Raw genomic sequence first — 25,777 nt, forward strand, 5'->3', positions numbered from 1 at the left:
TCATGAGCCTACGACTGCGAACAGCGCTCGCCGTACTCACTCTGGCCGTGACGGTGGCGGCATGCGGCGGGGGCGGCGGCGGGACCGCGGCGCCCCCGCCCGGCGGGGGCCTGAGCTCCGGCACCCCCGAGCCCAAGGGCGACATCGACGCCTTCACCTGGGTCTCCTACGCCGAGCCCCCGACTCTCGACTACGTCCACGCCTTCGACTATCCGCAGAACATGGTGCTGTCCAACGTCTGCGAGAGCCTCATGCGCTGGACACCGGACCTCAAGGAGGAGCCGGGCCTGGCGGAGAAGGCCGTCCAGCGCGATCCCAGGACCCTCGTCTACACGATCCGCAAGGGCGTGCGCTTCCACAGCGGCGCCGAGATGACCGCCGACGACGTGGTGGCCAGCCTGAACCGGCACCTCGACGAGAAAGTCGGCTCCTACTGGGTCTCCAGCTTCCGCAACGTCCAGTCGATCACCAAGACCGGCCCGATGGAGGTGACCGTCAGGTTCAGAAGACCCGACGCGCTGTTCGCTCTGGAGATGGGCGCCTCGCCGGGCACGGTGGTCAGCGCGGCCTCGCTCAAGGCGCGGGGCAGGGCGTTCGGCACCGCCGACGGCGGCCTGGACTGCACAGGACCGTTCAAGCTCGGCACCTGGACCAAGGGCCAGTCGATCCAGCTGGACCGCTTCGACGGCTACTGGGGTGACAGGGCCAGGTCAGGCAAGGTCACCTTCACCTTCGTGCCGGACACGGCGGCCAGGACCAACGCCCTGGTGACCGGTGAGGCCGACGGCGGCTACATGATCCCGGCCGCCTCCGTCGCCCGGCTGCGCTCCTCGGGCGCGGGCACCGTCTACGCCGGTCCCAACCTGACCACCGCGAACCTGATCGTCTCCGACCTCAACGCCGGCACGCTCGCCGACGTGAGGGTACGGCAGGCGCTGTCCCTGGCCATCGACAGGCAGGGCCTGGTCAAGGCCGCCCTCGGCGAGCACAGCGCACCCACGCTGGTGCCGGGTCCCGTCCAGGCCTGGCGCAACGCGGCGGACGCCAGACCCGCCGCGCCCGCCGTCAGGCGAGACGTCGAGGCGGCCAGGAGGCTCGTCGCCGAGGCAGGGGCGCAGGGCAGGAAAATCGTGATCGCCACCTCCAACGCGGCGCCCGAGTTCCCGGTGATCTCCAACGCGGTGCAGGCCGCGGCCAAGGAGATCGGGCTGGCGGCCGAGGTGCGAACCGTCGCCCCCGACGCCTACACCGCGCTGTTCTCCGACCCCGAGGCGCGCAAGGGCATCGACCTGTTCCCCACGTTCTGGTATCTGTCGGCCACCGACCCGCTGGAGCTCTACGGCCTGTTCCAGACGGGGCAGTTCGAGAACTACGGCGGCTTCTCCGACCCCGCCTACGACAAGCTCGTCGACGCGGCCGAAGGCGAGTTCGACAGGGTCGAGCGGGCGCGGTTGACGGCGAAGCTGCAGGAGAGCGTGGCCACGCGGCTGCCCTGGATCCCGCTGGCCGACCTCGACAACGTGATGTTCCTCGGCAAGCGCATCACCGGGGCGCCCACCAGCATCTCCTACCTCTACTACCCGTGGGCCGCCGACATCGGGGCGGCGGGCTGATGGCCGGATTCCTGCTGTGGCGGCTGGCCGGGATGGCGGCGATCCTGGGAGCGTCCTCGGTCCTGGTGTTCGGCGCCCTCCAGCTCGCCCCTGGCGACCCTGCCACCTTCCTGCTCAGCGGGCGGTCGGCCACCCCCGAGGCGATCGCCGCCATCCGCGCGCAGTACCGGCTCGACGACCCGCTGCCCGTGCAGTACCTGCACTGGATCGGCGGCGTGCTCACCGGCGACTTCGGCCGCTCGGTGCAGTTCCGCACCGACGTCGGCGGGCTGATCGCCTCCCGCGCGCCCATCACGCTCACCCTGATCGCCATGGCCTTCGCGCTCACCATGATCCTCGGTGTGGCGCTCGGCGTCTGGAGCGCGACCAGGCCAGGCGCGGTCGACAAGGCGGTGCTGGTGGGCAGTTCGGTCGCGGTCGCCACGCCCTCCTTCGTGCTGGGGTTCGTGCTCATCGCGCTCTTCTCGGTGAAGCTCGGCTGGTTCCCCTCCATCGGCGCGGGGGAGGGACTGGCCGACCGGCTGCACCACCTCGCGCTGCCCGCCGTCGCCCTCGCGCTCACCTTCGCCGGAGTGCTGTCCAGGGTGTCGCGCACGGCGATGATCGACCAGCTGGGTCAGGAGTACGTCACGGTGGCCCGCGGCAGGGGCGTGCCCGAACCGACCATCGTCCGCAGGCACGTGCTGCGCGGCGCCATGACCGTGACGCTCACCTACGGCGGCCTGCTCGTGCCAGGCCTGCTGGTCTCCACCGTGCTGGTGGAGACCGCGTTCGGGGTCAACGGCCTGGGCCAGCTGCTGCAGTACTCGGTGACGGTCAAGGACTTCCCCGTCGTGCAGGCGCTGACCCTGCTGACCGTGGCGGTGTTCGTGCTCGCCAACCTCGTGGTGGACCTGCTCGCGCCGCTGGCCGATCCGCGCGTGCGACTGGGAGCGGTGAGCTGATGGAGACCTTCGCCGTCAGGCCGGGACTGCGCCGTCTCGGCGGCAGGGGCAGGGGTGGCGGCCTGCTCAGGGCCGCGCTCGCCGTGATCGCGCTGCTGGTCCTGGCCGCCGCGCTGGCCCCGCTCATCGCCCCGGCCGACCCCGACGCGGTCGACCTGTCGGCCGCGCTGGCCGGACCTGGCGGCGACCACCTGCTGGGCGCCGACGCCTCCGGCCGCGACCTGCTCTCCCGGGTGATCTACGGGGCCAGGACCGGCCTGCTCGGACCGCTGGGCGTGGTGGCCATCTCCACGGTGCTCGGCGTCCTGGTCGGACTGACCGCCGCCTGGCACGGCGGCTGGGTCGACACCGCGCTGTCGCGATCGATGGAGCTGGTCTTCGCCTTCCCCGGCCTGCTGCTGGCGATCTTGGTGGTCGCGATGTACGGCCCCGGCCAGATCGGCCCCATGATCACCCTTGCCGTCGCCTACACGCCGTTCGTGGGCCGCCTGGTCCGCGGGGTGGCCAGAGGCGAGATGGGCCGTCCCTACATCGCCGCCTACCGGGCGCTGGGCTTCGGCGGCCTGGCCATCTGCCTGCGCCACCTGCTGCCGAACATCGCCCCTGTGATCCTGGCCCAGTCCACGATCAACTTTGGCTACGCCCTGCTCGACCTGGCCGGACTCGCCTTCCTCGGCCTGGGCGTGCAGCCGCCGGCCGCCGACTGGGGAGCGATGATCAACGAGGGCCAGTCCGCCGTGCTGCAGGGCGCGCTCGGCCCGATCCTCGTACCCGGCCTGGCCATCGTGCTGAGCGTGATCGCCTTCAACATCGTCGGCGAGAGCCTCGCCGACCGCGTCTCCAGGAGGTGACCGTGCTGGAGATCGACGAGCTCGCCGTACGGCTCCCGCGCACCGCCCGCCCGGCGATCGACCACATCTCGCTGACCGTGGCCGCGAACGAGACCGTCGGCCTGGTCGGCGAGTCGGGCTCCGGCAAGTCCCTGACGGCGCGGGCCGTCCTCGGCCTGTTGCCGAAGGACGCGCAGATCTCGGGCGAGATCCGGATGGACGGCGCCGACGTGCTGACCATGTCCCCTGCGGGGCTGCGCCGCCATCGGACCCACTCGGCCGCGATGATCTACCAGGATCCGCGCGCGGCGCTCAGCCCCTTCCGGCGGATCGGCGACTTCCTCGCCGAGATCCTCCGCGAGGAGATCGGCGCCAAGGCGGCCAGGTCCAGGGCCGTCGAGCTGCTGGAACTGGTCGGCCTGTCCGAGCCGGAGCGGCGCGTGCGCCAGTACCCTCACGAGCTGTCCGGCGGCATGCTCCAGCGCGTGGTGATCGCGGCGGCCCTGGCGGGGGAGCCCCGGCTGCTGCTGGCCGACGAGCCGACCACCGCGCTGGACGTGACCACCCAGGCCGAGATCATCGGCCTACTGCGCGACCTGCGCGCCAGGATGCGGACCGGCATGCTGTTCATCACCCATGACCTGGAACTGGCTGCGACGATCTGCGACCGCGTCTACGTGATGTACGCGGGACGGATCGTGGAGACGGGGCTGACGCGGCGGCTGTTCGCCGAGCCGCGCCATCCCTACACCTCAGGCCTGCTCGCCGCCACCCCGCGCGTCTCCGCGCTGGGCACGCTGCCGCCCGCGATCCCCGGACGCCCGCCGGACCTGCTGTCGGCGCCGCCTGGCTGCCGCTTCGCCCCTCGCTGCCCGCACGTCATGGACTCCTGTACGGCTGCCGCCCCGCCCCTGGTGGACGGGGTGGCCTGTGTGAAGGCGGAACTGTGAACATCGACCTCGAAGTCCGGGGCCTGCGCAAGCGCTACGGCACGTTCACCGCGGTGGACGAGGTCTCCTTCGACCTGGCGGAGGGCGGCTCGCTCGGCCTGGTCGGAGAGTCGGGCTCGGGCAAGACCACCACGGCCAGGCTGCTGCTCGGCCTGGAGCGGGCCGACGCCGGCAGGGTGCTCGTGGCGGGCAGGCCGCTGGCGACGCTCGGCCGCAGGGACAGGGCGAGGCTGATCCAGATCGTCTTCCAGGATCCCCTCGGCTCGCTCGACCCGCGCCTTGCCGTACGGGAGTCCCTGACCGAGGTCCTGCGCCTGCACTTTCCCGGCGAGCCGAGCGCGCCGAGAGTCGCCGAGCTGCTCGACAGGGTCGGTCTCGGCCCGCGCGAGGCGGCGGCGCTGCCCAGGGAGCTGTCCGGCGGGCAGCGGCAGCGCGTCGCGATCGCCAGGGCGCTGGCGGTCCGGCCACGGGTGCTGGTGCTGGACGAGGCGGTGGCGGCGCTGGACGTCTCGGTCCAGGCGCAGATCCTCGGCCTGCTGGCCGAGATCCGCGCGGCCGGCGGCGTCTCCTACCTGTTCATCACGCACGACCTGGCCGTGGTCGGCTGCGTCACCGACCACGTGGCGGTCATGCGGCGCGGCCGGATCGTCGAATCGGGGCCGACGGCTCGGGTGCTGACCGCGCCCGAGCACGAGTACACGCGGCTCCTGCTGGACTCCGTGCCACGGCACGCCTTCTAGGCGGCGGCCGGGATCAGCCTGGGAAGCGGGCCTTCCAGGGGCCAGGCAGGTCGGCCTCACGCCACGTCATGACGTACGACGGCAGCCTGAGGTTCTTGTACACGACCACCACCTGCTCTCCTCGCTCCATCGCCTGCCGGATGCGGAGCGGGGGGCGCTGGGCGAAACGCTGGATGATGCCCTGGGAGTGGCAGCGGAGGTGGTAGCCGATCTGGACGCCCGACTGGCCGTAGATCATGCAGGGCGGGCGCACCCCCATCCGGCGCAGTTCCCGCACGGCCGCGTCGATCGCCTCCCGGTCGCGATGGTTGACTGCGGCCATGCGGTAGGCGTACGCGCCCTGGAGCGCCACATGCGCCACCAGCCCGGCGATCACCACCGCCGCGACCGGACGGCGCAGCCGCGTCCCCGTCACGACGGCCTCCGCGATCGGCAAGGACAGCAGCGCGTAGGCGGGCATCAGGAACCGGGGCGCGGCGTAGTCCACGTAGAACAGGTAGGGCAGCGCCATCGCCAGGCCGGTGACCGCGGCCAGCGCGATCGGGAACAGGTGGCGCCGGCGCGCGGCCGACCACAGGCCCAGCGCGGTCATCACCGGGATCGCGAGCCACCAGGTCAGGGCCACCGGCGACACCGCGCCGCACTCGGCGCCGAACCGGCACAGCGTCGGGCCGTCCAGCGCCCTGGCGTGCTCGACGATCGACACGTTCCAGCCTGTGCTGTTGTGCTCGCCCGCGTCCTTGAGCCGGGTGACGAACCCGCCGAACCGCAACTGCGCCTCGATCGCCCATTGTCCCCAGCCCACGGCCAGGCCCACGGCGATCGCCGACAGCGTGACGATCCGGCGCCCACGCAGGCCGACGATCGCCGTGACGACCAGCGGCACCGCGGCGACCAGCGCGTCCGAGGGCCGCATCAGCGACATGACGGCCAGCGAGCCCGCCAGCCCCACCGGCGCCAGGCGGGACCGCTCGCCAAGGAGGAGGAAGCCGACGGCCGCGACGGCGGCCAGCGCGGTGTACCCGTTCGGCATGGCCTGGTTGCCGTAGAAGAGCGACAGCCAGCTGCTGCCGTACAGCAGGGCCGCCACAGGCACCAGCCGGCCCGGCCGGATCCGCAGCCAGACGGAGAAGGCGCCGAACAGCGCCAGCGAGGAGATCACCGTCAGGTACAGGCGCAGCACGAGCACCGAGTCGGTCAGCGCCACCACCGGCGCGACCAGCAGCGGCACCCCCTGCGCCCGTGGCGCGCTGAACACCGCGGGCGGGGCGTGGGAGGAGAACTGGCTGGCGTAGACCGCCTCGTCCCAGCCGATACCCAGCCGGGGGGAGACGAGGAGCAGCTGCGCCAGGCCGTACAGGCAGCTGACCAACGCGAGCAGGACGATCGGACGCGGCGCGAACCGTTGTGGTCTGCCGAGACCGGACAGAATGCGAGGCCGCGTGACCGTCACGGTGGACTCCAGGGTGCTGCCAGGAGGCGCGCCTCCGATCCGAGCTGAGGGGCAGCTCCTACCCGCCCCGTCCGGCTCGGACACCGCCACCGCATGCTCCTTGGCGAGGACATTGCCCAAGCGGGACGGTTGTCCCCGGCCCTCCCGCCCGGCCTCGCCGACGCCGGTGGTCGCCTCGCGCGAGCGGGACTCCCGGCTCCGGCCGGGCTGAGCGCCGTGGACTCAGCCCTGCCCCGGGAGGCCGTCAGCCGGCGGCGTTGACGGGGGCGGCGCGGTCCGGCCGAGCGCACCAGGTCGTCGCCGACGCAGTTGAGGAACTGGCTCATATTCTCCAGTCGGACGCCGGCGGGGGTGATCGGGCGGAGAGCGCGGGCGCTTTGCCGGGCAGTGTCGGCGAGCAGAGCGTTGGCAGGGGCACTGGCGACCATGGCCTGGTACCAGACTATGCAATGCGTTTTGACGCGGTACAGGCCTGTCGGTACGGGCCGGGATAGACGAGCACGGACCGAGCACGGCGGACCCGCCGGTGCGCGCCACGCGTCCATCGCCGGGGTGTGAGCCGCATGGTAAAGGTGGCGAACCAGCAGGTCGGCTCTGTGCGATGAGTTTTGACGCGGTATAGGCCTCCACGGGTGTGGCTGATCTTGAAGAAGGCTGGCATCGACCCAGCGCCACGACGCGCGGGACCGTCCTGGAGTGAGTTCCTGCGTGCTCAAGCTACGGGATCTTGGCGTGCGACTTCTTCCACTGCGACACCGTGCTGTTCAAACGCCTCTATTGCTTTGTTGTCATGGAGATCGGTACCCGCCGCGTGCATGTTCTCGGCGTCACCGAGCACCCGACCGGGCCGTGGGTTGCGCAGCAGGCCAGGAACCTGATGATCGAGCTGGGGGACAAGGCGGAGGAGTTCAGGTTCCTCATCCGCGATCGGGATACGAAGTTCACCCACGATGTTCGACGAAGTCTTCACGGCCGAGGGCATCGGCATCATCAAGACGCCACCTCGGGCTCGGCGGGCCAACGCGTTCGCCGACCGCTGGATCGGTGGCCTGCGCCGAGAACTCCTTGATCGGATCCTCATCGTCAACGCCGGCCACTTACGACGCGTGCTGGCCATCTACGAGGCCCACTTCAATGAGCATCGCCCGCATCGTTCCCTGGGCCAGGCCGCTCCGTTACGAGCCCTTCCCGACCCTGCGGAGGCTTCTGGTGATCGGCCTCCTGCACATGTTCCTGATCTGGCCGGGTGACGTGCTCGCCATCTACGCGGCCTCCGGGCTGGTATTCCTGCTGCCGTCGACCTGGCTGCCTCATCGGAGCCGGAGCGGAGCGGCTGCCCCGTGCCAAGCCGCCATCCACCATTGATCGCAATTGTCCGAGGTATTTCCGGTTCGCGCCAAGAGTCGTAGAGCCGACAGGCTGGCTCGCTTCACCTTCGACGGGAGATCCAGGAGTTCCCAGTGGAGGGCGCGGAATCCCGGGCTCGCTGTCGGCCCGGAAGTGACGAGGGCTCGTGGCGGACCCGATAGCTCGGAGGACCTGCAACTCTGGCTAACGGAGGACTCGGTAGCGAAGATGAGCCTCACTCGCGAAGGCTGATGTATCGAGGCGCTCAAGCTCGATGTGCCGCCCAAGGCCTGCGAACAGCGAGATGCCGTCGCCGAGCAGGACCGGCGCAACGTCCAGGTGGAGCTCGTCGACGAGACCGAGCCGCAGGCACTGTCGTGAGATGGTTCCTCCGAGCAGGCTGACCCAGCCGTCCCCGGCCGCTTGCGTGGCCAGCCTGACGGCCTCGTTGATGTCGTCGACGACGAAGTTGTACGTGGTGCCGTCGCGCTCGATCGGCTCATGGGCGCTGTGGGTCATCAGGTAGACCGGGACCTTCAGCATGCCGCCATACGGGATCTCGCCGTCCTCGATGGTCTGGGTCTTGTTCGCGCCGCCGACCACCGCGCCGATCCGGCTCATCACTGTCTCGACGACGGCGTCATCCTCGGGAGTGGAGGGTCGGCCGAACATCCAGTCGACCCCGCCGTCCTCCTTTGCCATGAACCCGTCAAGAGTGATGGTCGCGTGGACGATCACGGTAGCCATAAGCCGCTCCTATCTCCGAGAGGTGAGTCGATCGACTCGCCTCTATTTACCTAATCGTGTTCGTAATGGTGAGTCAAGGAACTCACCTCGATGAGATACTGAACGGATGACACGTGGACGCTCCTCGTACCACCGTGCGGTGGCCGCGACCAATCGCGAGGCGATCCTCGGCGCCGCCGCGCAGCTCTTCCTGGAGTTCGGGTACGACCGCACGCCACTGGCACGTGTCGCCGAGCGCGCAGGGGTGTCCAAGGCGACGCTCTTCAAGCAGTTCCCGACCAAGGCCGAGCTCTTCGAGGCAACGGTGCTCGCGGCAGGCGGATCGCCGGCTCCGGAACCGGTCGAGATCCCGACCGGCGACCTCTACGCAGGCTTGGTGGTGCTAGGTCGCGCGTATTCGGAACTGTTGACTCGTCCTCGCATGGTCGCCCTGATGCGAACCGTGATCGCCGAATCGCACCACTTCCCCGAACTGCGCGAGCGGACCTTCGACTTCGGCACGCTGCCTGTGCTGCAGGCGCTGGGGCGCTATCTGCGGGAGGCACACTCCGCAGGAAGCGCCGACATCGATGATCCGGATCTGGCATCCGCACAGTTCCTCGGCATGATCGCGTCCGCGATCTTCTGGCCGCGCCTCACGCACGGTACGTGGTCGATCACCAAGGAAGAGCAGTCGCGAGCGGTCGACGAAGCAGCCCGAACGATCGCCACGCGCTTCGCAACTCCCTGACGTGATCATCGGCATCCGAGGAGGATGAGTGCAGGAATTGGCGCTAGCGTTGATCTTTAGCGTGGTGGCAGAGCGTGGCGTATTGATCTTCGTCAGGCGTCGGAACCGGCCGTCTCATCGTGATCGCGGAGCATGCGTAGAACGGTTGCGGGCGAGGGGTGCTGGCCCTTCTTCTTGCCCTTGCTGATTACCAGGCGGGCGGCGATGTCGCGGAGGCTGAGGTTCTGGGCGCGCAGGTGCAGGGCCATGGAGAGCATGGCGGGGTCGGTGACGGTGGCGCCGCCGATGGCCTTGCCGCGGGTGCGGGCGGACTCGTGACCTTCCAGAGTGCGGTCGCGGATGTACTCGCGCTCCATGCCCGACAGAGCGGCGAGCACGGTGAACACCACACCGGACGGGTCATGGGAGCCTTGCAGTTCGCCGGTGAGGAAGTGCAGCGCGATCCCGGCGGCGCGGAGCTGCTCGGCCAGGGCGGCCAGGTCGAGGCCGCGGCCGAGGCGCTTGTGCTCGTGCACCACGAGCGTGACCGCCACCCCCGCCGAACGGAGCTCGCGGGCCAGCGCGACGGCCTTGTCGAGTTCAGGGCGGACGGTGGCGCGGGTGGAGATCTTCTCGGAGAAGACGCGGGTGACGCCGGCGGCCTGGAGCGCATCGAGCTGAGTGTCCAGGGACTGGCGGACGGTGGAGGCGCGGGCGTAGCCGATCCGGACGTGGCCGGCCGACTCGGTACCGGCCGCGGGTGGGCGAGGCAGTTCGAGCCATAGGGTGCCTGGCTTGCGGATGGCCGGGGTCGGGACGGTGAGTGCCTTGGCGAGGGCGGGCACGAGACGGAATCGGGCGGTGTGGTACTGCACGGCGACCTTGCCCTTGCCGGTACGGCAGGGCGATCCCGCCGGGGCCGCGCAGGCGGTCATCGGGCAGTCGTGGGCCTCCACGCGGAGGAAGTCGTCGTCACGCACCCCGAGAGTGTTTCATAGGGGCGTTTCACACACCCCTCTATTTGTACCGACCTATGAAACGGCGTTCGCCCAGGCGGCGGCTGGCCGCAGCTGATGTTTCGTAGATGGTCGCCTATGAAACGCTGCGCCTAGCGCATCCGCGATCGCTTCAATAGTCCATCGACCTGCTGCCGAGCCAGCGGGACAAGAGCGCGGCAGAAACAGCGACACTAACCGTGGCACGTCCCACCCCGGTCCGACCCGACACGGCACCCATTGTTCGAGGCACTGGATGGTGCCGCCGTATGAGCGAGGCTATCGGGGGCCGCAGATGCCGAGGGCCTTGCCGATCAGGGCGGGATCCTCGACGGTGTCGAGCAGCGCCGTCGCGTAGTCGGCACGCGAGAGCTGCATCGCGCCGCCCGTGGCGTTGGCCTCGAAGTCGATGTGAACGCGGCCGGCGGGCGGCTTGTCGTTGAGCATCGTGGCGCGGGCGATGCTCCAGTCTAGGCCGCTGACCTGCAGCATGCCCTCGGCGCGCGCGAGGTCCACGTACGCTTCGCGGAAGAACAGCCACGCGAGGGAGACCGCGAGGCGGGGCCGGGTGGCCGGCACGGAGCGGCTGCTCGTCATCACCACCCGCCGTACGCCGTGCTCGTGCATGGCGGTGATGAGGGTGGCGGCGATCCGGCTGCCGCCGACCGCGGCGATGACGGCGTCCTGCCCCTGTACGGCTCGGCGTACGGCCTCGAGGTCGTGAGCGTCGCCCTGGTGGACGCCTGCCAGCCCGGCGCGGTCGGCGAGCAGTTCCGGCCGGCGGGCGAAGGCAGTGATCTCGTGTCCGCGATTGACGCCTTGCGTCAGGACGTGCTTTCCGGTCCGGCCGGTCGAGCCGATGACCATGATCTTCATGATAGTGCCTCCTTGAATATAGTGATTTGCACTATAGCGATACTCGTGGACTATAGTGCAAACTGCACTAAGAAAGGAGAGTCATGGCACGACGTCCCGATCTGGTCGGCCTGACCGTGCTGGCCATGCTGTCGGTACGTCCCGGCCACCCGTACGAGCTGCACCGCTTCATAGTCCAGACGCACAAGGACTACGTGACGGGGCTGCCGAGAAGCCTCTACCACGCGGTCGACAAGCTGGCCGGCGAGGAACTGATCGTCCCCGTCGAGACGAGCAGGGAAGGCCGCCGGCCCGAACGCACGATCTATGAGATCACTGACGAGGGCCGCCACGAACTGGCGACCAGGCTCCGGGCGCTCCTGGAGAACCCGGGCGGCGAGCGCCGCGTCTTCACCGCGGCTGTCTCGCTCATCGGCGTCCTCCCGGTGCCCGACGCGTTGCAATCCCTACGCACCAGGCAGGCGGCACTCGAAGGGAACGTCGCCGGGCTGAACGGACACCTGAAAACCCTGCGCGACAGTGGCCTGCCTGACGTTCTGGCGATCGAGCTCGACTACGAGCGGGCCCTTGACCGAGACCGAGCTGGCCTGGATCAGGCGGCTCATCACCCGCTTGGAGTCGGGCGAACTCGACTGGTCGGGCACCTTCAACCGCGACCAGCTGGAAAACGCGCTCGACGAATCATGAGAACCGGCTGTCAGGGTGCGCCAACACCCTGACAGCCGCACATCCGAACAAGGCGCCTGCCCTGCTGGAGTCGCAACGTCAGGATAGGCGCCGCGACCACAAGGAGTTGCGCCATGTCCGCCAACGCGGAGATCATCACCATGCTCACCTGCCTCGCCGAGGCGTGGAACGCAGGTGACGCCACTGCCTACGCCGCGTGGTTCACCGAAGACGCCGACTACATCTCCTTCGACGGCACGCACACCCGGGGGCGACAGGCCATCGAGTCCTCGCACCGATGGCTGTTCGAGGGGCCGCTCAGGGGCTCCACCATGTCCACCCCCGATAGCGACGTCCAGGTCAAGCAGCTGGCCGACGGCGCCGCGCTGGTGATCTCCCAGGGCGGCACTGCCGTGGACGGTCGCCGGCGCGACTCGATCGTCACCTTCACCGCCGTACGCACCCCTGAAGGCTGGCGCTTCGCCTCCTTCCAGAACACCAGGGTGACGTCGTGACGAAGAAGAAACTGCTCGCCGAGGTGGCCGCGGTCATCGAGGCGCCGGTCGCCGAGGTCTGGGGCGCCATGGCCGACGAACTGCTGCCCGGTGGCAGGCGCTCCGGCCGCTTCACCATCGAAGACGTCCCCGGCCACACCTCCACCGTGGAGGTGGCTGGTCACACCATCTCCTTGCAGGGCGGCTGGTGGTATCGGGGCGAGTGGAGCGTCGAACCACATCCCAAGGGGACGCTGCTCGTGCATCGCGTCTTCAACGTGGCGCGTTGGGCGCGCTGGGGCGTGCCTCTCGCCAACCGCATGTTCGTCGGTTTCGCCGACAGTACACGTGCGACCTTCATGGAGAAGGCCTCCCGGATGGGTCATCGTCTGGGGTGTCCCACCGGTCCGGCCTGAGTGTCAACGGTTTTCTCCGCCGGATGCCCGTTAGGTCGGCGTAGTCCGTGGTGACAGGGTCTCCACTCTGATCTTCCAACGTCACTCACATCCGCACGGCCAGTGGCGGTAACCCAGCGTTCTTCAGCCCGCTGTCACCACTGGCCGATCCGTTGCTGTTAAAGCCCCTGTCCCAGCCGTGGGGGCCAACCTGTCCTTCGTTGCGAACGCAGTTTGTTGGATGCAAGAGGTCGAAGGAGTGCCAACATCCGGAGGTGCCGTTAATGGCCGTAGAGACACGGCCCGACGACGCGGGGTTCCCCGACCGTCCCTGGCGTAAATCCCGCAAGACCTCCTCGCCCCGGCAGCCCCTCAGCCGCGAGCTGATTATCGAGGCCGGCCTGCGGATCCTCGACGCCGAGGGGCTGGACGTGCTGAGCATGCGCAGGGTCGCTCAGGAACTCGGCACGGGCCCAGCCTCGCTCTACGCCCACATAGCGAACAAGGACGACCTGCTGGAGTTGATCTACGATCGGATCCTGGGGGAGATCCGGATCCCCGAGCCCGATCCAGAGCACTGGCGGGAGCGGCTACGGGAGCTGGCGTTGGCGTCGTTTCGCGTGCCGACCGCCCACGCCGACATCGCCAAGGTCGCTCTCGCGAACATCCCGACCACCCCCAACGCGCTCAGGACGGGCGAGGGCATGCTCGCGATCATGCTGGTCGGCGGGCTGCCGTCGCGGATCGCGGCCTTGGGGCAGGAAGCTGGCCACGGCGCCGCGGCTGGCGCTCGGCGAAGATCGCCCGTTTGGGGCTGGCGACATGGGCGTTACCGGCATCCCATCACGCCGCGGTCACACTCCTGTCGCGCCCATGTGACGGCCCTCAAGCCACGATGGAGCGAGTGCGGCACCGGCATAGGCCCAAACGCCGCGAGAGGCGAATGTGTAGGGGGACAGCATGATTCCTTTGAATCAAAAGTTCACACTTTATTGCATGGGGACTATTAGGAGCCAAAATCACCGGTTCCTTGACGGCCGCACACACGACGAGACGGTTGGCCTAGCCCCGGAAACCGGCGGCAACTTCACCGGAGCGCGGTGGCTGGCCCACGATGCGGGCAACGGCGACCTCTTCATCGAGTGCAAGGGAGAGCTTCCCGGGCCGAGTCGATGGCTCGACGGCCGCACCCACGACGCATCGGTGGGCCTGGCGCCGGAGCACGGCGGAAACTTCACCGGAACCCGGTGGCGGCCCCACAACGTAGGAGAGGGAGTCGTCCATCTGGAGTGCCTGGGAGACCTGCCCGGTCCGCGGTTCCTCGACGGCCACACGCACCCAGACGATGGAAGGGTCGGCCTGGCGCCTGAGACCACCGGGGACTTCACCGGAACGCGGTGGCTGGTGCTGCCTGCAGGGAACATCGCGGTTAGGTACCGAGGCCTATTCTGCTTCGGCGAGACCGATGAGCACTCCCCTGATGACGAGCCGTACGTCATCATCACGGCCATCGCCTCGCCGAGCATGGACACCCAGACCGTCCGAAGCCGGATCTACACAGAAGTCGACGCCGGCGATGCCCGCGGCGACAACATCGAGATCTACAGGGGGTCGCCCTTCCCTCTGGAGATCAACACCGTCTGCATGGAACACGACGCGGGCGACCCGGATAAATACCGTGGCGAGATCGAATCCGGCGTACGCTCGGTCGCGGCGTCGATCGCCGGAGGCGTAAGCGCAATCGCAACTCCCCTGGTGGTGCGGGCGTCCTGGCGCTGCTTCAGGCCGTCTCGGGCCCGATCGCCGACGCCATCAACGACGCGCTCGGCACAGGCGACGATCACCTGGGCACGGACAAGCGAATACTCACCACCGGAAATCTCATCGCATTCGCGCTGGCCAACCGGATCAATTTCCAGGGCATCGAGCACTGCTTCGAAACCACTACTTTCAACGGGGACGGCTCTACGTACAAGGCCTACTTCGACGTCATCACCGTATGAGGGGACTTCCTTCGGCCGCGCGGCAGAAGCGCGGCCGAACTGGTGGGTGTGTGTCTCGGTTGCGGGTGGCGAGGGGATGGGCTCGCTTCTACCCAGGTGGACCGTGCGGTTCGCTTCTCATCCAGGCAGGTGGCCCCAGCAGCGCGTACACCTCCTCGGGGAAGGACAGGTCCTCGGTGTCGAGGTCGGGCTCCAGCCGCTCGACGATCTTGAGGAACGTCCTCCACGCAGCACGCTCGGTTCGATAGCGCTCCAGGATCTTGGTCACGAGCTCGGGCACTCCGAGTTGTTCGGCGACCGTGGTCGGGTCGGCGGGCCCACGGGTCCAGCCCCGTGGGGTGCGTACGGCGAGGCCTTCCTCGGCGAGCGCTCGCAGTCCGTCACTCACTCCGGTGGCCGACAGCCCGGTCAGGCCGGGCAGGTCGAAGGTGCGTACCGGTTCGGAGCCGAGCGCTTCGTAGGTGAAGGCCGCGACACCGCCGAGGACACGGAAGACGGGGTGGATGCCGCCGAGTCGGCCGGGCTGCCAGCGCCGCCACAGGGCGCTTCGGCGTAGGCGTGGGGGATGGTCAGCCGGTAGGTGTCGGCGCGTTCGCCGCGGTGCTCGGCCACCCAGTCGATGAACGGGTCGGCCTCTTGCCGGAGCATCTTTAGTGTCTTGGCGACGGTCGACTCATCCAGGCAAACCGGATCAAGCCCAGTGGGCCGTGGTGCCCGCGCGACGGACTGGGACGGGGACGTGGGCCGTTGTCGCTGAATCGACGCGGAGGGTGTCGTGGTGGCCGCAGAGCTGGCCGTGGCTGGTCCGCCGGAGCTGCTCTCGGCCAGGTGAGCACGTAGAGGACGCTGAGCACCCGGCGGGGTGAGACGGACCGGCGCGTGCAGGCAAGCTCGGACGTCGAAGGCGAGCCAGGAGCCGGGCGCGGTGCGATAGCCCGGCGCAGGCTTGACATCCTGTCCCGCTCGGAAACACGGTTCGTTCCGTGAGCTGGGGTTCTGCTACGTGATCAGGTCGGCGGCTGCGACCATCGCGAGGTGGCGTTATCGCTTGTCTACCGGTTGGTGTCGGGCTTGTTCGGCCTGCTGGCCGTGCTGGTCCGCCCTGATCTGTCCAAGGATGTGGAGCTGCTGGTGCTTCGTCACGAGAACCAGGTGCTCCGCCGTCGACTCGGTGACCGGCCGCGGTGGGGTCACACCGACCGGCTCTGGCTTGCGGCGTTGTCGCGATTGGTTCATCGTCGCCGGTGGGCAGAGGTGTTCCCGGTCACCCCGGCTACGATCTTGCGCTGGCATCGCAACCTCGTTGCACGCAAATGGACCTTCACCGACCGGCGGCGTCCGGGACGGCCCGGCACCCGCCGGCCGATCAGAGCATTGATGGTGCGGATGGCCCGGGAGAACCCGACATGGGGACATCGGAGAATCCAAGGCGAATTGGCCCGGCTGGGCTACAACATCGCGGCCTCCAAGGTGTGGAAATTTTGCACGCCGCCGGTATCGATCCGGCGCCCCGCCGGGCCGGGCCGACCTGGCGGCAGTTCCTGGCTGCCCAGGGCCGCGCGATATCGCGATCGCGTGCGACTTCCTGGTAGTTGAGACGGTGTTGCTCAGGCGGCTGTATGTGCTGGTCTTCATCGAGCACGGCATCCGGCGACTGCACCTGGCCGGGGTGACCGCGCATCCGACCGAGGCGTGGGTAGTGCAGCAGGCCCGCACCTGGTGATGGACCTGGGGGAGCGCATCGCCGGGCTACGGTTCACGATCCATGATCGCGACCCGCTTTCCACCTCCGCCTTCCGGGAGGTCTTCAAAGCTGAAGGGCTGCGGATCATCACCACCCTGCCGCGGACGCCGAGGATGAACGCTATCTGCGAGCGGGTCATCGGCACCCTGCGCCGCGAACTCCTGAACCGGATCCTGATTTTCAACGAACGCCATCTGGCCCGCGTGCTCCACGAATACCTGACCCATTACAACGGGCACCGGCCGCACCAGTTCCGGCACCAACGACCCCCGGGCATCGCAGCGCAGCCCGCCCGCGACATGACCAACCTCAACGACCTGCGCTCTATCCGCCGAAAGCCCGTCATTGCAGGCATGATCAGCGAATATCACCACACCGCTTAACCGCAGCTCAGGACACGTAACTCAATATTCGCGCGGTACAGGCTTCACGCCGAGGGCGTCGTCCCAGTCCACAGCCTCGACGACACCCAAGCCAGGACATGTTCCGTCTGCGCGCCGGCGTGGACCATGTGGGGGTGCGAAAAGCCCGACAGCAGTGGCTGATCTACATGTACACGGCTCGAGTATGGCGAGGACTCGGGCATCCTTCTGATGCTGTCGCGGGACACCCCGGGGACCGCGGCGGGGAGGGCAGCTCCCCTGATGAGGCGTCCGCCGATCCGCGAACGCCATCCGCCTGACAAATGTGGTTTGCGAGGGTCATTTGGGCCTTGACCACGTGTTACCTGTCGGTAACCATCGGCTCACAACGAATGAGAGGGGCTTGTCATGCGTCTCCGCCTCCTGCCTCTGATCACCCTGCTGGTCGCCTCCCTCGGTCTGGCCGCACCTGCTCACGCGGCCTCGGCCGGTGACGTGATCTCCGCCCAGCCCACGACCGTCTACCTCGCGCCGGGCAAGCTTCTCGAGGTGCCCGTCGACGCCTGGCGCCTGCTGTACCGCTCCACCTCGGCCACCGGCGGGCTCAACGCGGTGTCCGGCACCTTACTCGTGCCCAAGACCGACTACCCCTTCGGCAGGCGGCCGATCGTCGGGTACGCCGTGGGCACGCACGGGATGGGTGACCAGTGCGCCCCCTCCACCAGCATGAACGAGGGCCGCGAGGCGGAGCTGGCCCTCATCAGCCTCTTCCTGCTGAAGGGTTTCGCCGTCGCGGTCACCGACTACGAGGGGCTCGGCACGCCCGGCACCCACACCTACATGGCGGGGATCTCCCAGGGCCAGGCGGTCCTGGACTCGGTGCGGGCGGCGATGCGGGTGCCGGACGCCAGGCTGTCCGCGGACGCGCCGGTCGCGATCATGGGCTACTCCCAGGGCGGCTCCTCCGCCGCCTGGGCCGCACAACTCCAGTCCTCCTACGCTCCTGAGCTACGGGTGCGCGGCGTGGCCGCCGGCGGCGTCCCGGCAGACCTCAAGGCCGTCGCCCAGCACCTGGACGGATCCGCCTCCTTCGGCCTGGCCGCGGCGGCGGGCCTCGGGCTCGACGCGGCCTACCCTGAGCTGGACCTGGAAGCCGACCTCAACGAGCGCGGCCGCGCCCTGCTCGCCGACGCGGCCGACGACTGCGTGGCCGAGATCAACGTCAAGCTGGCCGGGCTGCGGTTCTCCGACCTGTCGTCCCTGGACCTGCTCAACCAGCCCAAGTGGGTGGCCCGGCTCACCGAGAACCGGCTCGGCGCCGCGGCGCCTCGGGTGCCCGTGTTCCTGTACCACGCGCAGGGCGACGAGATCATCCCGCACTCGGTCGGCACCACCCTGCGGTCACAGTACTGCTCGGCTGGGGCCCGGGTGCGCTGGGTGAGCCTTCCCGCCGGCAACCACGTGCTCGGCGCTGTCAAGGGTGGGCCCTTGGCCGTCGAGTGGCTGGCGCTTCGCCTGCTCGGCGTGCCGGCGACCAGCAACTGCTGACCCCGCTCCGCCCGCCGTACCTATCCCGGTTCATCCCTCGGGCTCTCGCGTACGGCGGGAGCGCCGCATGACCTTCGCCTTGGAAGTAGCGCGCTGCTACGACCAGCGCCGGTGGGCTGCAGGGTGGCGGCCGGTCGATGGGCGGCGAGGACCCCGGCCCTGTTCCAACGTCGACGGGGAAGAGTGGTCGGTACAGGGCCGGCCACGTTCTCCGTCCATTCGGAGCACTTGCCGACGAAGGCCAGCAGCGCCTCGTTCACCTCGGCGGCGTGCGTCCACAACGGGCCGTGCGGCGCGCAGGGTGTTCAGATCGGCGGCGAAGGTGTCGTAGCGAGTTGGGAGGCGGCAGCGACAGGGTCGCCGAGGCCGTCCGCGAGCAGAAGGCCTCCTTCCATCGCCACGTCGCCGAACTGGTCCGCCAGGCCGGTGGCCCCGCGCACCTTGCACCTCAGCTCGCCCTTGTCGCCGAGGGTGCCCAGACCACGGCGGCCATCTCATGGGACCCGGCCACGGCAGCGCACGCCGCGCCGCCGCCGACGTCCTCATCCGGTGCGCGCTCGGAGACTGGGAGGACGCGCTTGCGACGTGAGCGCCGCGTCCCGGGTGGCGGACTCCGGAGGAAGCTGTTGGTCCCCACCGGATTAGGGGTGGTCGGGATCACGGACCTGAGATTTTCCGCCGGTGACGCGGCGGGCAAGGGATGGCAGGAACGCGGCGCGCGGGGACGCCTGCACGCGTAGGCGGCCCCTCGTCGCTCTCAACCGCCGGCCAGCTCCGCGATCGCCTTTCGCACGCGGGCCGCGCGCCCGGCCGGGGTTCTGGCCTTCAGCAGCGGCAGGATCAGCAGGTAACGGCCGGTCTTGTCGAGCGCCTCGAAGCGGGCGGCGGCCTCAGGGCGGCCCGCCAGCGCCTCGGCCAGGTCGGGCGGCACGGTGGCGTTGCGCTGGGCGGTGTAGGCCGCCGCCCATCTGCCGTCGGCCTGGGCGGCCTCGACCTCGGCCAGGCCGGGCGGCCGCATCCGCCTGGCGGCGGTCAGCGCCTCCACCGTCTGCACGTTCACCCGCGACCACGGGCTGCCCTTGCGGCGGCGGGAGTAGCGCTGCAGGTAGAAGTGCTCGTCCAGGGCCTTGCGCTGGCTGTCGATCCAGCCGTAGCACAGCGCGACCTCCAGCGCCTGGGCGATCGTGACCGAGGTGAAGGCCGACCCCTTCTTGGCGATCTTGAGCCAGGCGCCGCCATCGTCCCCGTGGTGCTCGGCCAGCCACGACTCCCATTCGGCGGCGTCCGCGAAGTGCATCATCGGCCCAGGATCTCCAGATAGTGCTGGTTGTACATGATGCCGAGCACGTTGCCGAACGGGTCGACGACGGAGGCGGTGACGAAGCCGGGGCCCTGCTCGGTGAGCGGCATGTACGGCGTGGCCCCCAGGGACAGCAGCCGGTCGAGCGCGCCCTGCACGTCGTCGACGTGCCAGTGGATGACCGCGCCTCCGGGGGAGTCCGCGGCCGTCGGCGGGGCGTATCGCCTGTCGATGATGCCGAGTTCGGACTGGTAGTCGCCGATCCTGAACTCGTAGTAGGCGGCCGGCAGCCCGTTACCGGGGCGCTCGAAGTACGGCTCGACGCCCAGCAGCTCCGCGTACCACTTCCTGGCGGCCTCCATGTCGTCGGCCCAGATGTTGACGGTCGCCGGTCCTCGCAACATGTGTTGCTCCTTTCCTCTGTTCAAACCATAGGAGGCGTTGAGGAACGTGCGTTTCCTCAACGCCTGGCAGACTGAGAAAATGTTGGAAACCTCCGTCCGGCTCCTGCGCCTGCTGTCCCTGCTGCAGTCGCGTCCCGACTGGCCGGGCCGCGAACTGGCCGACCGGCTCGACGTGACCACCAGGACCGTGCGCAACGACATCGAGCGGCTGCGCATCCTCGGCTACACCGTCGAGTCCACCACCGGTACGGCGGGCGGCTACCGGCTGGGCGCGGGCGCGGCCCTGCCCCCGCTGATCCTGGACGACGAGGAGGCGGTGGCCGTGGCCGTCAGCCTGCACGCGGCGGCCAGCGGCACGGTGACCGGCATCGAGGAGACCTCGCTGCGCGCCCTCACCAAGCTCCAGCAGATGCTGCCCTCACGGCTGCGGCGCCGCATCGACGCCCTGGGGGCGGCCACCGTGTCGGTCGCGGGCCGCGGTCCCACCGTCGACGCCGAGACCCTCACCGTCATCGCCGCCGCCATCCGCGATCACGAGCAGCTGCGCTTCGACTACGAGGGGCACGACGGTACGGCGAGCGCGCGCACGGCGGAGCCCCACCGCCTCGTCTACACCGGCCGCCGCTGGTACCTGCTGGCATGGGACACCGGCCGCGCCGACTGGCGGACCTTCCGCGCCGACCGCATCCGCCCCCGCACCCCCAACGGGCCGCGCTTCACGCCCCGCCGTCCACCGAGCGACGCCGCCACCCACGTCGTGCGCGGCGTCGCCTCGACGGCGTGGAGGTACCCGGCCCGTGTCCGCCTGCACGCCCCTCTGCCGCAGCTGTCGGAGCTCCTGCCGCCCACCGCCGGCCTCCTGCACGACGACGGGGTGCTCGAGACGGGCGGCGAGTCCCTGCACAACCTGGCCGCCTTCCTCGGCACCCTCGGTGTGCCGTTCACCGTCCTGGACCCGCCGGAGCTGCGCGACCTCCTGCACAGCCTGGCCACCCGTTACGCCAACGCCTGACGCCCGGCCGGTCGCCGGGACTCGCCGAGATCCCCGACGATCCGGGATCTTGGCGAAAAAGGCTCGTCTGCCCCTGGGGCGCAGGGTGACCCGGATGAGGGAAGGTTCGCGCAGGTCAAGGGCCACAAGGGAGCGTGGAGGCGGTGCCGCCCGCCGCCGGGCAGCCGTCCAGGGGCCGGCAGATGGCGGAAAAACCGCGATTGCTGGCAGTTTGGGCACTGTCGGATCAGCCCCGCCATGGTTTATTTTCTGGACGGACACGGCTTGAGGAGGAAGGACGCTCTGATCCGCGGCGACGCCGCACGCGACGCGCCTGCACGAGCCCAGGGGGAGCCTGCGCAGGTGGCGCGGAAGGGGTGACGCCTCTGACGCGTGACGCACACGACTCGATCATTATGTTGCGGGGGCCGAGGATGCTCGAGGCTCTTGGCTTGGACACTCTGGCCGAGAACACCTACCGACTTCTCCTGACGAACAACGATCTCGACATCGAGGGGATCGCCCGAGAGCTGGCCGTCTCTCCTGACGAGATCCGCCTGGCACTTGACCGGCTGGCCGAGCTCGCCCTGCTGCGCCCCTCATGGGAGTCGCCGGGCACGCTGCGTCCCGTCCAACCCGACGTCGGCCTGCAGTTGCTCCTCGAGCGGCAGCAGGCGGAGCTGCTGCGCCAGCAGCACCAGCTGGCGGAGAGCAGGACCGCGATCAGCCAGCTCGTCAGCGAGTACTCGGGGCCTGGCATGAGTGGTCCGAGCTGCGAGCCGCTGCGGGGCATGGACGCCATCCAGGCCAGGATCGAGCAGCTGGCGTCACGTGCCACGGCCGAGGTCGCGACCTTCATGCCGGGCGGCCCGCAGGACGCCGAGCTGATCAAGGCCGCGATGCTCATCGACCAGCAGGTGCTCGAGCGCGGCGTGGCCATCAGGACCATCGCGCTCGACAGCGCGCACCGTCATCCCGGCACCCTGGCCTACCTCCGGTGGCTGACCGAGGCGGGCGCGCAGGTGCGCACCGCGCCCGCGCTCCCGTTGCGCATGCTCATCTACGACCGGCGGGTCGCCCTGCTGCCCATCGACCCGCAGCACAGCGCGGCAGGAGCGGTGCAGGTCACCGATCGCGGGACGCTGACGGCCGTGCTCGCGCTGTTCGAGCAGTTCTGGGCGAGCGCCGCCCCGCTGGACGCCGAGCCCGCGGGGCCCGCGGGGGACGACCCCGGCCTCAGCCGCCAGGAGCGCGAGCTGCTCAGGTTACTCATGGCCGGGCTCACCGACGAGGGCGCCGGCCGTCAGCTCGGGCTCTCGCCGCGGACCATCAGGCGGATGATGGCCGACATCATGAAGCGCCTCGACGCCCGCAGCCGCTTCGAGGCCGGTGCCCGCGCCGCGGAGAGGAAATGGATCTGAGCCCGCGCCCCAGCGGGCCGCACGCACCGCCTACCTGAGATCTGTGCGGGGTGGCGGCCTGAACATCATCGCGTCCAGCGCGAGGACGATCAGGTCCGCGCTCTGATGGGCGAGCGTCCAGCCGGCGAACTCGCCCTGGGTGTCGAGGATCCTGCTGATCGTGACGAACGCCGTGTCCTCGGCGTCCGCGAGGCAGCCCGAGACCAGGAAGAGCACGAGCGAGACCCCCTCCTGGTCGCTGCGGAGCCACGCGTGCTCGAGGCCCGAGCCCCCGGTCCTGGTCGCCTGGCGGAGTGACTCACGCAGCAGGTCCTGAGCCACAGGGGAGACGCCACACCCGGTGGCCAGCAGGCGGGTGGTGATCACATACATCGCACCGGCTCCTTCGCGGGCGCCGCGCCGATCAGCCCCAGATGTTGCCGTCGGTTATCACCTCGCCGGTGCCGGGGTCGGGCTCGACCGCGTCGGCCAGGGCCGGCCCGCCTCCCGTGACGAGCGTGAACACCGCTGCCAGGACCACTCCGGCGCGAGCCAACGGCTTCATGCGCACTCCCTCGTCCGTTGCTCCATGTCGATGGGGCAAGTCTCGTCACAGCCGCCTGCGCGCCGGAAGCAGGACCGGCGTCCTCTTGCGGCCTGGTCCTCATGCGGCCAGCCCTGCCGCCGGGGCTCCGCGCTCCGCCGCCGTGCTCGCCCGGCCTCTCGCTGGCCGGATCCCGCCGTGGCCGCATGTTGCCAGCCGCCCGAGGCCCGCGAGCCCTTCCCCGGGGCTCGTCTCCTGATGAGATAGGCCGCATCGGCCCTTCCCCGCGACCCCGCAGCGCGAACACCTCGAGGAGATGATGGCGTGATCAGATCTGTCTCCGCATCCCGATCCCACTCCCGCACCTGCGTGCGACCGGACGACCGTCGCGGGCCTGACCTGAGGAGCGCCGCACCACCGGCGCCCTTCCGCAGCGTGGTCGCCTACGTCATGCCAGGCGCGAGCTCGTTCGGGCTCAGCGTGGTGGCCAACATGTTCGTCGACCGTACGGCCATGGGCCTGCCCGCCTTCGACCTCACCGTCTGCGGCGACGACCTCGGTTGTCTGAGGACCGACATCGGCCTGGTCCTGCAGGTGGAGCACCGCCCTGAGGTGATGAAGGGCGCCGACCTGGTGATCCTGCTGCCCAGCGACAGCAGGCCGCTCAGGCTGCGCCGGCCGACCAGGGAGGCGATCACGGCCGCCCACCGCCGCGGCGCGATCGTCGCCGCGTACGACACAGGCACGTTCCTCCTGGCCGACACCGGTCTGCTCGCCGGCCGCAGGGCCACCACGGACTGGTCACTGGCCGGGCAGCTGGCCGAACGGCACCCCGAGATCGACGTGCAGTCGGAGTCGCTGTACGTCGACGAGGGCCGGCTCGTGACGGGCGCGGGCGCCGCCGCGGGCATGGACATGCTCCTCCACCTGCTGCGCCGCGAGCACGGCACCTTCGTCTCCACCACCGTGGCGAGCGAGGCCATGGTGACCTCGCGCAGGGAGAGCGGCCAGGTGTACTACGTGCCCGCACCGGCGGGTCAGGCCACGCAGTGCGACACCGACGACCACGGTGACGCCCGCCTCGCCGATGTGCTCGCCTGGGCCGCCGCCCGGCTCGAACAGCGGCTGTCGGTGACGGATCTGGCCAGGCACGCGTTGATGAGCCCCCGCACCTTCGCCCGCCACTTCCGGGCCGCGATGGGCACGACCCCGCACGCCTGGCTGCGCGACCAGCGGCTCGACCGGGCCGAGGAGCTGCTGGAGACCACCGATCTGCCGATCCGGACGGTCGCGCAGAAGGTGGGGTTCCGTTCGGACGGCGTCCTGCGCGACCAGTTCATGAAGCGGCACGGTGTCTCTCCTCGCGCCTACCGCCACGCTCACCACCGGCGCAGCCCTTGGCGGACCGGCTCGTGACAGCGGGCCTCAGCCGTTCAACGGTGGCGCCGCCCTTCGGTGAGGCGCCGCAGCAGGTGTTCCACCGGGCCGTAGCGGTGCTCGCGCAGCCACCAGGCACTGAGTGCGAGCAGGACCGCGTACATGGCCACCGCGATCGCGACGACGCCGAGAGGCGGTATCCGGCCCGCCAGCCCGAGGCCGTACCCGCTGAAGACGAGGCAGGCCAGGACGGACTGGCCCAGGTAGTTGGAGGCGGCGGCGCGGCCCGCGGGGGTGAGCGCGGCGGGCACGGAGGGGAAGCGCCTGGCCAGGCGGAGCAGGGTGACCACGTACGCGGCGGCGAGCAGCGGCGAGGTCAAGGTGTTCAGCGCCGTCGCCGCCAGCATGGCCACACCGCTGTGGTCGATCAGGACGGAGTAGAGCACAGCCGTGGGCAGGCCGACGGTGAAGCCGATCCACTGGACCGCGGGCGCGCGGTGTGCCCAGTCGCCGGGCCGTTCGAACAGGCGTGACTTGCCGGCGGCGAGGCCGAGCAGGAACATCGCCAGCGCGCCGGGCCCCTGGGCGAACCAGACCATCGGCGCGGTGTGGAGGTACTGGGAGAGGTTGACGCCCAGAACGTCGAGCGGGCCACCGGTGAAGGCCGCGAGCACCCGCGCTCCCTCCTCGGCCGAAGGCGCTGCCATCACCGTGACGGGCGTGGGGCTGCACGTGACCAGCAGGGCGAGCAGGGCGTAGCAGGCGCAGACGACGACCAGGAGCACGATCGCGGTGATCACGGCGGTCCTCGGCCTGACGCGGCGAAGGGCCAGGAGCACCAGGCCGAGCGCGGCGTACAGGGTGAGGATCTCCCCTGGCCACAACAGCAGCCCGTGCAGGAGCCCGATCACCAGCAGCCCGAGGCAGCGGCGCAGGGTGCGGGCCGTGACGCCGGCCCCCACGCTCTCCGCCGAGCGGGTCTGGAGGGTGAAGGAGTAGCCGAACAGGAACGAGAAGATGACGTAGAACTTGGACAGGATCAGCGTCTGGACAGCGAAGTCGACCGGCCCCGTGGTGCCCATGCCCACGGTGGCCAGCAGACGGGGGTCGGCGAAGAAGCCGATGTTGGCGAGCAGGATCCCGGCGAGGGCGAAGCCGCGGATGGTGTCGACCTCGTGGACACGCCGCAGCGGGGGCGCGCCCGACCGCGTCGGTTCTCTGGCTGTCATGCGGTCAAGGCTGGCCGGGCCGCGCCCGGAACGGCATCCTCCGAAAAGGCGCGGGGGCATCCTCCTTCCGTACGAGCGCGTCAGCCCCGGCCAGGAGACGATGAGGTCCGGGGAGC

Annotated in this window: 29 protein-coding genes; 19 read left to right on the forward strand and 10 right to left on the reverse strand. The window is 69.7% G+C overall.

All coding sequences use genetic code 11. The annotated features are described in order from the left end of the window. Positions 1 to 2 precede the first annotated feature (2 nt). Genes FHR33_RS00980 through FHR33_RS01000 form a run of 5 tightly spaced genes read left to right on the forward strand, consistent with a single transcriptional unit; the run spans position 3 to position 5,077 of the window. A complete protein-coding gene (locus FHR33_RS00980) occupies positions 3 to 1,613 on the forward strand; it encodes an ABC transporter substrate-binding protein (RefSeq protein ID WP_183642187.1) in 1,611 nt (536 codons plus the stop codon). Further along, positions 1,613 to 2,557: an ABC transporter permease gene (locus FHR33_RS00985; protein ID WP_183642190.1), complete on the forward strand. Its 945-nt coding sequence runs from the start codon at positions 1,613 to 1,615 to the stop codon at positions 2,555 to 2,557. The genes FHR33_RS00980 and FHR33_RS00985 overlap by 1 nt, the downstream gene beginning before the upstream one ends. Continuing rightward, positions 2,557 to 3,408 carry an ABC transporter permease gene (locus FHR33_RS00990; RefSeq protein WP_183642193.1) on the forward strand — a complete coding sequence of 284 codons (852 nt, stop codon included), beginning with the start codon at positions 2,557 to 2,559 and terminating at the stop codon, positions 3,406 to 3,408. Before FHR33_RS00985 ends, FHR33_RS00990 begins: the two co-directional genes overlap by 1 nt. A gap of 2 nt (positions 3,409 to 3,410) precedes the next feature. After that, positions 3,411 to 4,337: an ABC transporter ATP-binding protein gene (locus tag FHR33_RS00995; RefSeq protein ID WP_312895296.1), complete on the forward strand. Its 927-nt coding sequence runs from the start codon at positions 3,411 to 3,413 to the stop codon at positions 4,335 to 4,337. Further along, on the forward strand, positions 4,334 to 5,077 hold the full coding sequence (locus FHR33_RS01000) for an ABC transporter ATP-binding protein (protein ID WP_183642199.1): 744 nt from the start codon (positions 4,334 to 4,336) through the stop codon (positions 5,075 to 5,077). The genes FHR33_RS00995 and FHR33_RS01000 overlap by 4 nt, the downstream gene beginning before the upstream one ends. 13 nt (positions 5,078 to 5,090) lie before the next feature. Here FHR33_RS01000 and FHR33_RS01005 read toward each other — a convergent pair whose 3' ends face one another. After that, positions 5,091 to 6,530, reverse strand: a complete 1,440-nt coding sequence (locus FHR33_RS01005) for a hypothetical protein (RefSeq protein WP_183642202.1) — start codon at positions 6,528 to 6,530, stop codon at positions 5,091 to 5,093. A gap of 712 nt (positions 6,531 to 7,242) precedes the next feature. Further along, positions 7,243 to 7,500 carry a hypothetical protein gene (locus tag FHR33_RS48835; RefSeq protein ID WP_221240855.1) on the reverse strand — a complete coding sequence of 86 codons (258 nt, stop codon included), beginning with the start codon at positions 7,498 to 7,500 and terminating at the stop codon, positions 7,243 to 7,245. On the opposite strand from FHR33_RS48835, the gene FHR33_RS48840 reads away from it, so the two are divergent. Further along, a complete protein-coding gene (locus FHR33_RS48840) occupies positions 7,481 to 7,780 on the forward strand; it encodes an integrase core domain-containing protein (protein WP_221240856.1) in 300 nt (99 codons plus the stop codon). The two genes, FHR33_RS48835 and FHR33_RS48840, sit on opposite strands and share 20 nt — an antisense overlap. Positions 7,781 to 8,081: 301 nt before the next feature. Here the strand turns inward: FHR33_RS48840 and FHR33_RS01015 are convergent, their stop codons facing one another. After that, the gene (locus tag FHR33_RS01015; RefSeq protein ID WP_183642205.1) at positions 8,082 to 8,624 is read right to left on the reverse strand and encodes a dihydrofolate reductase family protein; all 543 of its coding nucleotides are present in this window, start codon (positions 8,622 to 8,624) and stop codon (positions 8,082 to 8,084) included. A 139-nt stretch (positions 8,625 to 8,763) separates the two neighbouring features. Here FHR33_RS01015 and FHR33_RS01020 point away from each other — a divergent pair, with 139 nt between their 5' ends. Next, positions 8,764 to 9,354, forward strand: coding sequence for a TetR/AcrR family transcriptional regulator (locus tag FHR33_RS01020; RefSeq protein ID WP_312895297.1), 591 nt, complete (start codon positions 8,764 to 8,766; stop codon positions 9,352 to 9,354). A gap of 92 nt (positions 9,355 to 9,446) precedes the next feature. On the opposite strand, the gene FHR33_RS01025 is transcribed toward FHR33_RS01020, so the two are convergent. Together FHR33_RS01025 and FHR33_RS01030 are read right to left on the reverse strand one after the other, a co-directional pair. Further along, positions 9,447 to 10,313, reverse strand: coding sequence for a recombinase family protein (locus FHR33_RS01025; RefSeq protein ID WP_312895298.1), 867 nt, complete (start codon positions 10,311 to 10,313; stop codon positions 9,447 to 9,449). A gap of 294 nt (positions 10,314 to 10,607) precedes the next feature. Then, entirely contained in the window at positions 10,608 to 11,204 is a 597-nt protein-coding gene (locus FHR33_RS01030; protein ID WP_183642211.1) for an NAD(P)-dependent oxidoreductase, read from the reverse strand. 83 nt (positions 11,205 to 11,287) lie between these two features. On the opposite strand from FHR33_RS01030, the gene FHR33_RS01035 reads away from it, so the two are divergent. The 9 genes from FHR33_RS01035 (at position 11,288) to FHR33_RS01065 (ending at position 18,416) form a co-directional block, all read left to right on the forward strand. After that, entirely contained in the window at positions 11,288 to 11,923 is a 636-nt protein-coding gene (locus FHR33_RS01035) for a PadR family transcriptional regulator (protein ID WP_246451550.1), read from the forward strand. An 81-nt stretch (positions 11,924 to 12,004) separates the two neighbouring features. Beyond that, positions 12,005 to 12,385: an SgcJ/EcaC family oxidoreductase gene (locus FHR33_RS01040; protein WP_183642214.1), complete on the forward strand. Its 381-nt coding sequence runs from the start codon at positions 12,005 to 12,007 to the stop codon at positions 12,383 to 12,385. After that, a complete protein-coding gene (locus FHR33_RS01045) occupies positions 12,382 to 12,780 on the forward strand; it encodes a hypothetical protein (RefSeq protein ID WP_183642217.1) in 399 nt (132 codons plus the stop codon). The genes FHR33_RS01040 and FHR33_RS01045 overlap by 4 nt, the downstream gene beginning before the upstream one ends. A gap of 263 nt (positions 12,781 to 13,043) precedes the next feature. Further along, a complete protein-coding gene (locus tag FHR33_RS01050) occupies positions 13,044 to 13,769 on the forward strand; it encodes a TetR/AcrR family transcriptional regulator (RefSeq protein WP_183642220.1) in 726 nt (241 codons plus the stop codon). Further along, positions 13,756 to 15,318 (forward strand): hypothetical protein, encoded by a 1,563-nt coding sequence (locus tag FHR33_RS01055; RefSeq protein WP_183642223.1) that lies wholly within the window; start codon positions 13,756 to 13,758, stop codon positions 15,316 to 15,318. The genes FHR33_RS01050 and FHR33_RS01055 overlap by 14 nt, the downstream gene beginning before the upstream one ends. Positions 15,319 to 15,833: 515 nt before the next feature. Next, positions 15,834 to 16,358, forward strand: coding sequence for a hypothetical protein (locus tag FHR33_RS48845; protein WP_221240857.1), 525 nt, complete (start codon positions 15,834 to 15,836; stop codon positions 16,356 to 16,358). 4 nt (positions 16,359 to 16,362) lie between these two features. Continuing rightward, positions 16,363 to 16,485, forward strand: coding sequence for a hypothetical protein (locus FHR33_RS51495; RefSeq protein ID WP_281388129.1), 123 nt, complete (start codon positions 16,363 to 16,365; stop codon positions 16,483 to 16,485). Further along, entirely contained in the window at positions 16,485 to 16,889 is a 405-nt protein-coding gene (locus FHR33_RS48850) for an integrase core domain-containing protein (protein WP_221240858.1), read from the forward strand. Before FHR33_RS51495 ends, FHR33_RS48850 begins: the two co-directional genes overlap by 1 nt. Before the next feature lie 387 nt (positions 16,890 to 17,276). After that, positions 17,277 to 18,416 carry a lipase family protein gene (locus tag FHR33_RS01065; RefSeq protein ID WP_183642225.1) on the forward strand — a complete coding sequence of 380 codons (1,140 nt, stop codon included), beginning with the start codon at positions 17,277 to 17,279 and terminating at the stop codon, positions 18,414 to 18,416. Positions 18,417 to 19,173: 757 nt separating this feature from the next. Here FHR33_RS01065 and FHR33_RS01070 read toward each other — a convergent pair. Further along, a complete protein-coding gene (locus FHR33_RS01070; RefSeq protein ID WP_183642227.1) occupies positions 19,174 to 19,716 on the reverse strand; it encodes a YdeI/OmpD-associated family protein in 543 nt (180 codons plus the stop codon). After that, the gene (locus FHR33_RS01075; RefSeq protein WP_183642230.1) at positions 19,713 to 20,120 is read right to left on the reverse strand and encodes a VOC family protein; all 408 of its coding nucleotides are present in this window, start codon (positions 20,118 to 20,120) and stop codon (positions 19,713 to 19,715) included. The genes FHR33_RS01070 and FHR33_RS01075 overlap by 4 nt, the downstream gene beginning before the upstream one ends. Positions 20,121 to 20,199: 79 nt before the next feature. Here FHR33_RS01075 and FHR33_RS01080 point away from each other — a divergent pair, with 79 nt between their 5' ends. Beyond that, positions 20,200 to 21,132 carry a helix-turn-helix transcriptional regulator gene (locus tag FHR33_RS01080; RefSeq protein WP_183642232.1) on the forward strand — a complete coding sequence of 311 codons (933 nt, stop codon included), beginning with the start codon at positions 20,200 to 20,202 and terminating at the stop codon, positions 21,130 to 21,132. Between the two features lie 431 nt (positions 21,133 to 21,563). Beyond that, on the forward strand, positions 21,564 to 22,532 hold the full coding sequence (locus tag FHR33_RS01085) for a helix-turn-helix domain-containing protein (RefSeq protein ID WP_183642234.1): 969 nt from the start codon (positions 21,564 to 21,566) through the stop codon (positions 22,530 to 22,532). Positions 22,533 to 22,562: 30 nt separating this feature from the next. Here FHR33_RS01085 and FHR33_RS01090 read toward each other — a convergent pair whose 3' ends face one another. Continuing rightward, positions 22,563 to 22,904 carry a hypothetical protein gene (locus FHR33_RS01090; protein ID WP_183642236.1) on the reverse strand — a complete coding sequence of 114 codons (342 nt, stop codon included), beginning with the start codon at positions 22,902 to 22,904 and terminating at the stop codon, positions 22,563 to 22,565. Positions 22,905 to 22,935: 31 nt separating this feature from the next. Further along, the gene (locus FHR33_RS01095) at positions 22,936 to 23,076 is read right to left on the reverse strand and encodes a hypothetical protein (protein ID WP_183642239.1); all 141 of its coding nucleotides are present in this window, start codon (positions 23,074 to 23,076) and stop codon (positions 22,936 to 22,938) included. Between the two features lie 303 nt (positions 23,077 to 23,379). Here FHR33_RS01095 and FHR33_RS01100 point away from each other — a divergent pair, with 303 nt between their 5' ends. After that, positions 23,380 to 24,471 (forward strand): GlxA family transcriptional regulator, encoded by a 1,092-nt coding sequence (locus FHR33_RS01100; protein WP_221240859.1) that lies wholly within the window; start codon positions 23,380 to 23,382, stop codon positions 24,469 to 24,471. A gap of 17 nt (positions 24,472 to 24,488) precedes the next feature. Here FHR33_RS01100 and FHR33_RS01105 read toward each other — a convergent pair whose 3' ends face one another. Continuing rightward, complete coding sequence (locus tag FHR33_RS01105; protein ID WP_183642242.1) at positions 24,489 to 25,661, reverse strand: DUF418 domain-containing protein; 1,173 nt, start codon at positions 25,659 to 25,661, stop codon at positions 24,489 to 24,491. Between the last annotated feature and the right edge of the window lie 116 nt (positions 25,662 to 25,777).

The sequence above is a fragment of the Nonomuraea dietziae genome (assembly GCF_014195505.1).
GTDB lineage: Bacteria > Actinomycetota > Actinomycetes > Streptosporangiales > Streptosporangiaceae > Nonomuraea > Nonomuraea roseola.

Excerpts from the sequence above, each read along its gene's own strand:
- FHR33_RS00980 (WP_183642187.1), top strand. The coding sequence starts at position 3 with ATGAGCCTACGACTGCGAACAGCGCTCGCCGTACTCACTCTGGCCGTG.
- FHR33_RS00985 (WP_183642190.1), top strand. The coding sequence starts at position 1,613 with ATGGCCGGATTCCTGCTGTGGCGGCTGGCCGGGATGGCGGCGATCCTG.
- FHR33_RS00990 (WP_183642193.1), top strand. The coding sequence starts at position 2,557 with ATGGAGACCTTCGCCGTCAGGCCGGGACTGCGCCGTCTCGGCGGCAGG.
- FHR33_RS48840 (WP_221240856.1), top strand. The coding sequence starts at position 7,481 with ATGTTCGACGAAGTCTTCACGGCCGAGGGCATCGGCATCATCAAGACG.
- FHR33_RS01015 (WP_183642205.1), bottom strand. The coding sequence starts at position 8,624 with ATGGCTACCGTGATCGTCCACGCGACCATCACTCTTGACGGGTTCATG.
- FHR33_RS01030 (WP_183642211.1), bottom strand. The coding sequence starts at position 11,204 with ATGAAGATCATGGTCATCGGCTCGACCGGCCGGACCGGAAAGCACGTC.
- FHR33_RS01035 (WP_246451550.1), top strand. The coding sequence starts at position 11,288 with ATGGCACGACGTCCCGATCTGGTCGGCCTGACCGTGCTGGCCATGCTG.
- FHR33_RS01040 (WP_183642214.1), top strand. The coding sequence starts at position 12,005 with ATGTCCGCCAACGCGGAGATCATCACCATGCTCACCTGCCTCGCCGAG.
- FHR33_RS01050 (WP_183642220.1), top strand. The coding sequence starts at position 13,044 with ATGGCCGTAGAGACACGGCCCGACGACGCGGGGTTCCCCGACCGTCCC.
- FHR33_RS01055 (WP_183642223.1), top strand. The coding sequence starts at position 13,756 with ATGGGGACTATTAGGAGCCAAAATCACCGGTTCCTTGACGGCCGCACA.
- FHR33_RS48850 (WP_221240858.1), top strand. The coding sequence starts at position 16,485 with ATGGACCTGGGGGAGCGCATCGCCGGGCTACGGTTCACGATCCATGAT.
- FHR33_RS01065 (WP_183642225.1), top strand. The coding sequence starts at position 17,277 with ATGCGTCTCCGCCTCCTGCCTCTGATCACCCTGCTGGTCGCCTCCCTC.
- FHR33_RS01070 (WP_183642227.1), bottom strand. The coding sequence starts at position 19,716 with ATGATGCACTTCGCGGACGCCGCCGAATGGGAGTCGTGGCTGGCCGAG.
- FHR33_RS01075 (WP_183642230.1), bottom strand. The coding sequence starts at position 20,120 with ATGTTGCGAGGACCGGCGACCGTCAACATCTGGGCCGACGACATGGAG.
- FHR33_RS01080 (WP_183642232.1), top strand. The coding sequence starts at position 20,200 with ATGTTGGAAACCTCCGTCCGGCTCCTGCGCCTGCTGTCCCTGCTGCAG.
- FHR33_RS01090 (WP_183642236.1), bottom strand. The coding sequence starts at position 22,904 with ATGTATGTGATCACCACCCGCCTGCTGGCCACCGGGTGTGGCGTCTCC.
- FHR33_RS01095 (WP_183642239.1), bottom strand. The coding sequence starts at position 23,076 with ATGAAGCCGTTGGCTCGCGCCGGAGTGGTCCTGGCAGCGGTGTTCACG.
- FHR33_RS01105 (WP_183642242.1), bottom strand. The coding sequence starts at position 25,661 with ATGACAGCCAGAGAACCGACGCGGTCGGGCGCGCCCCCGCTGCGGCGT.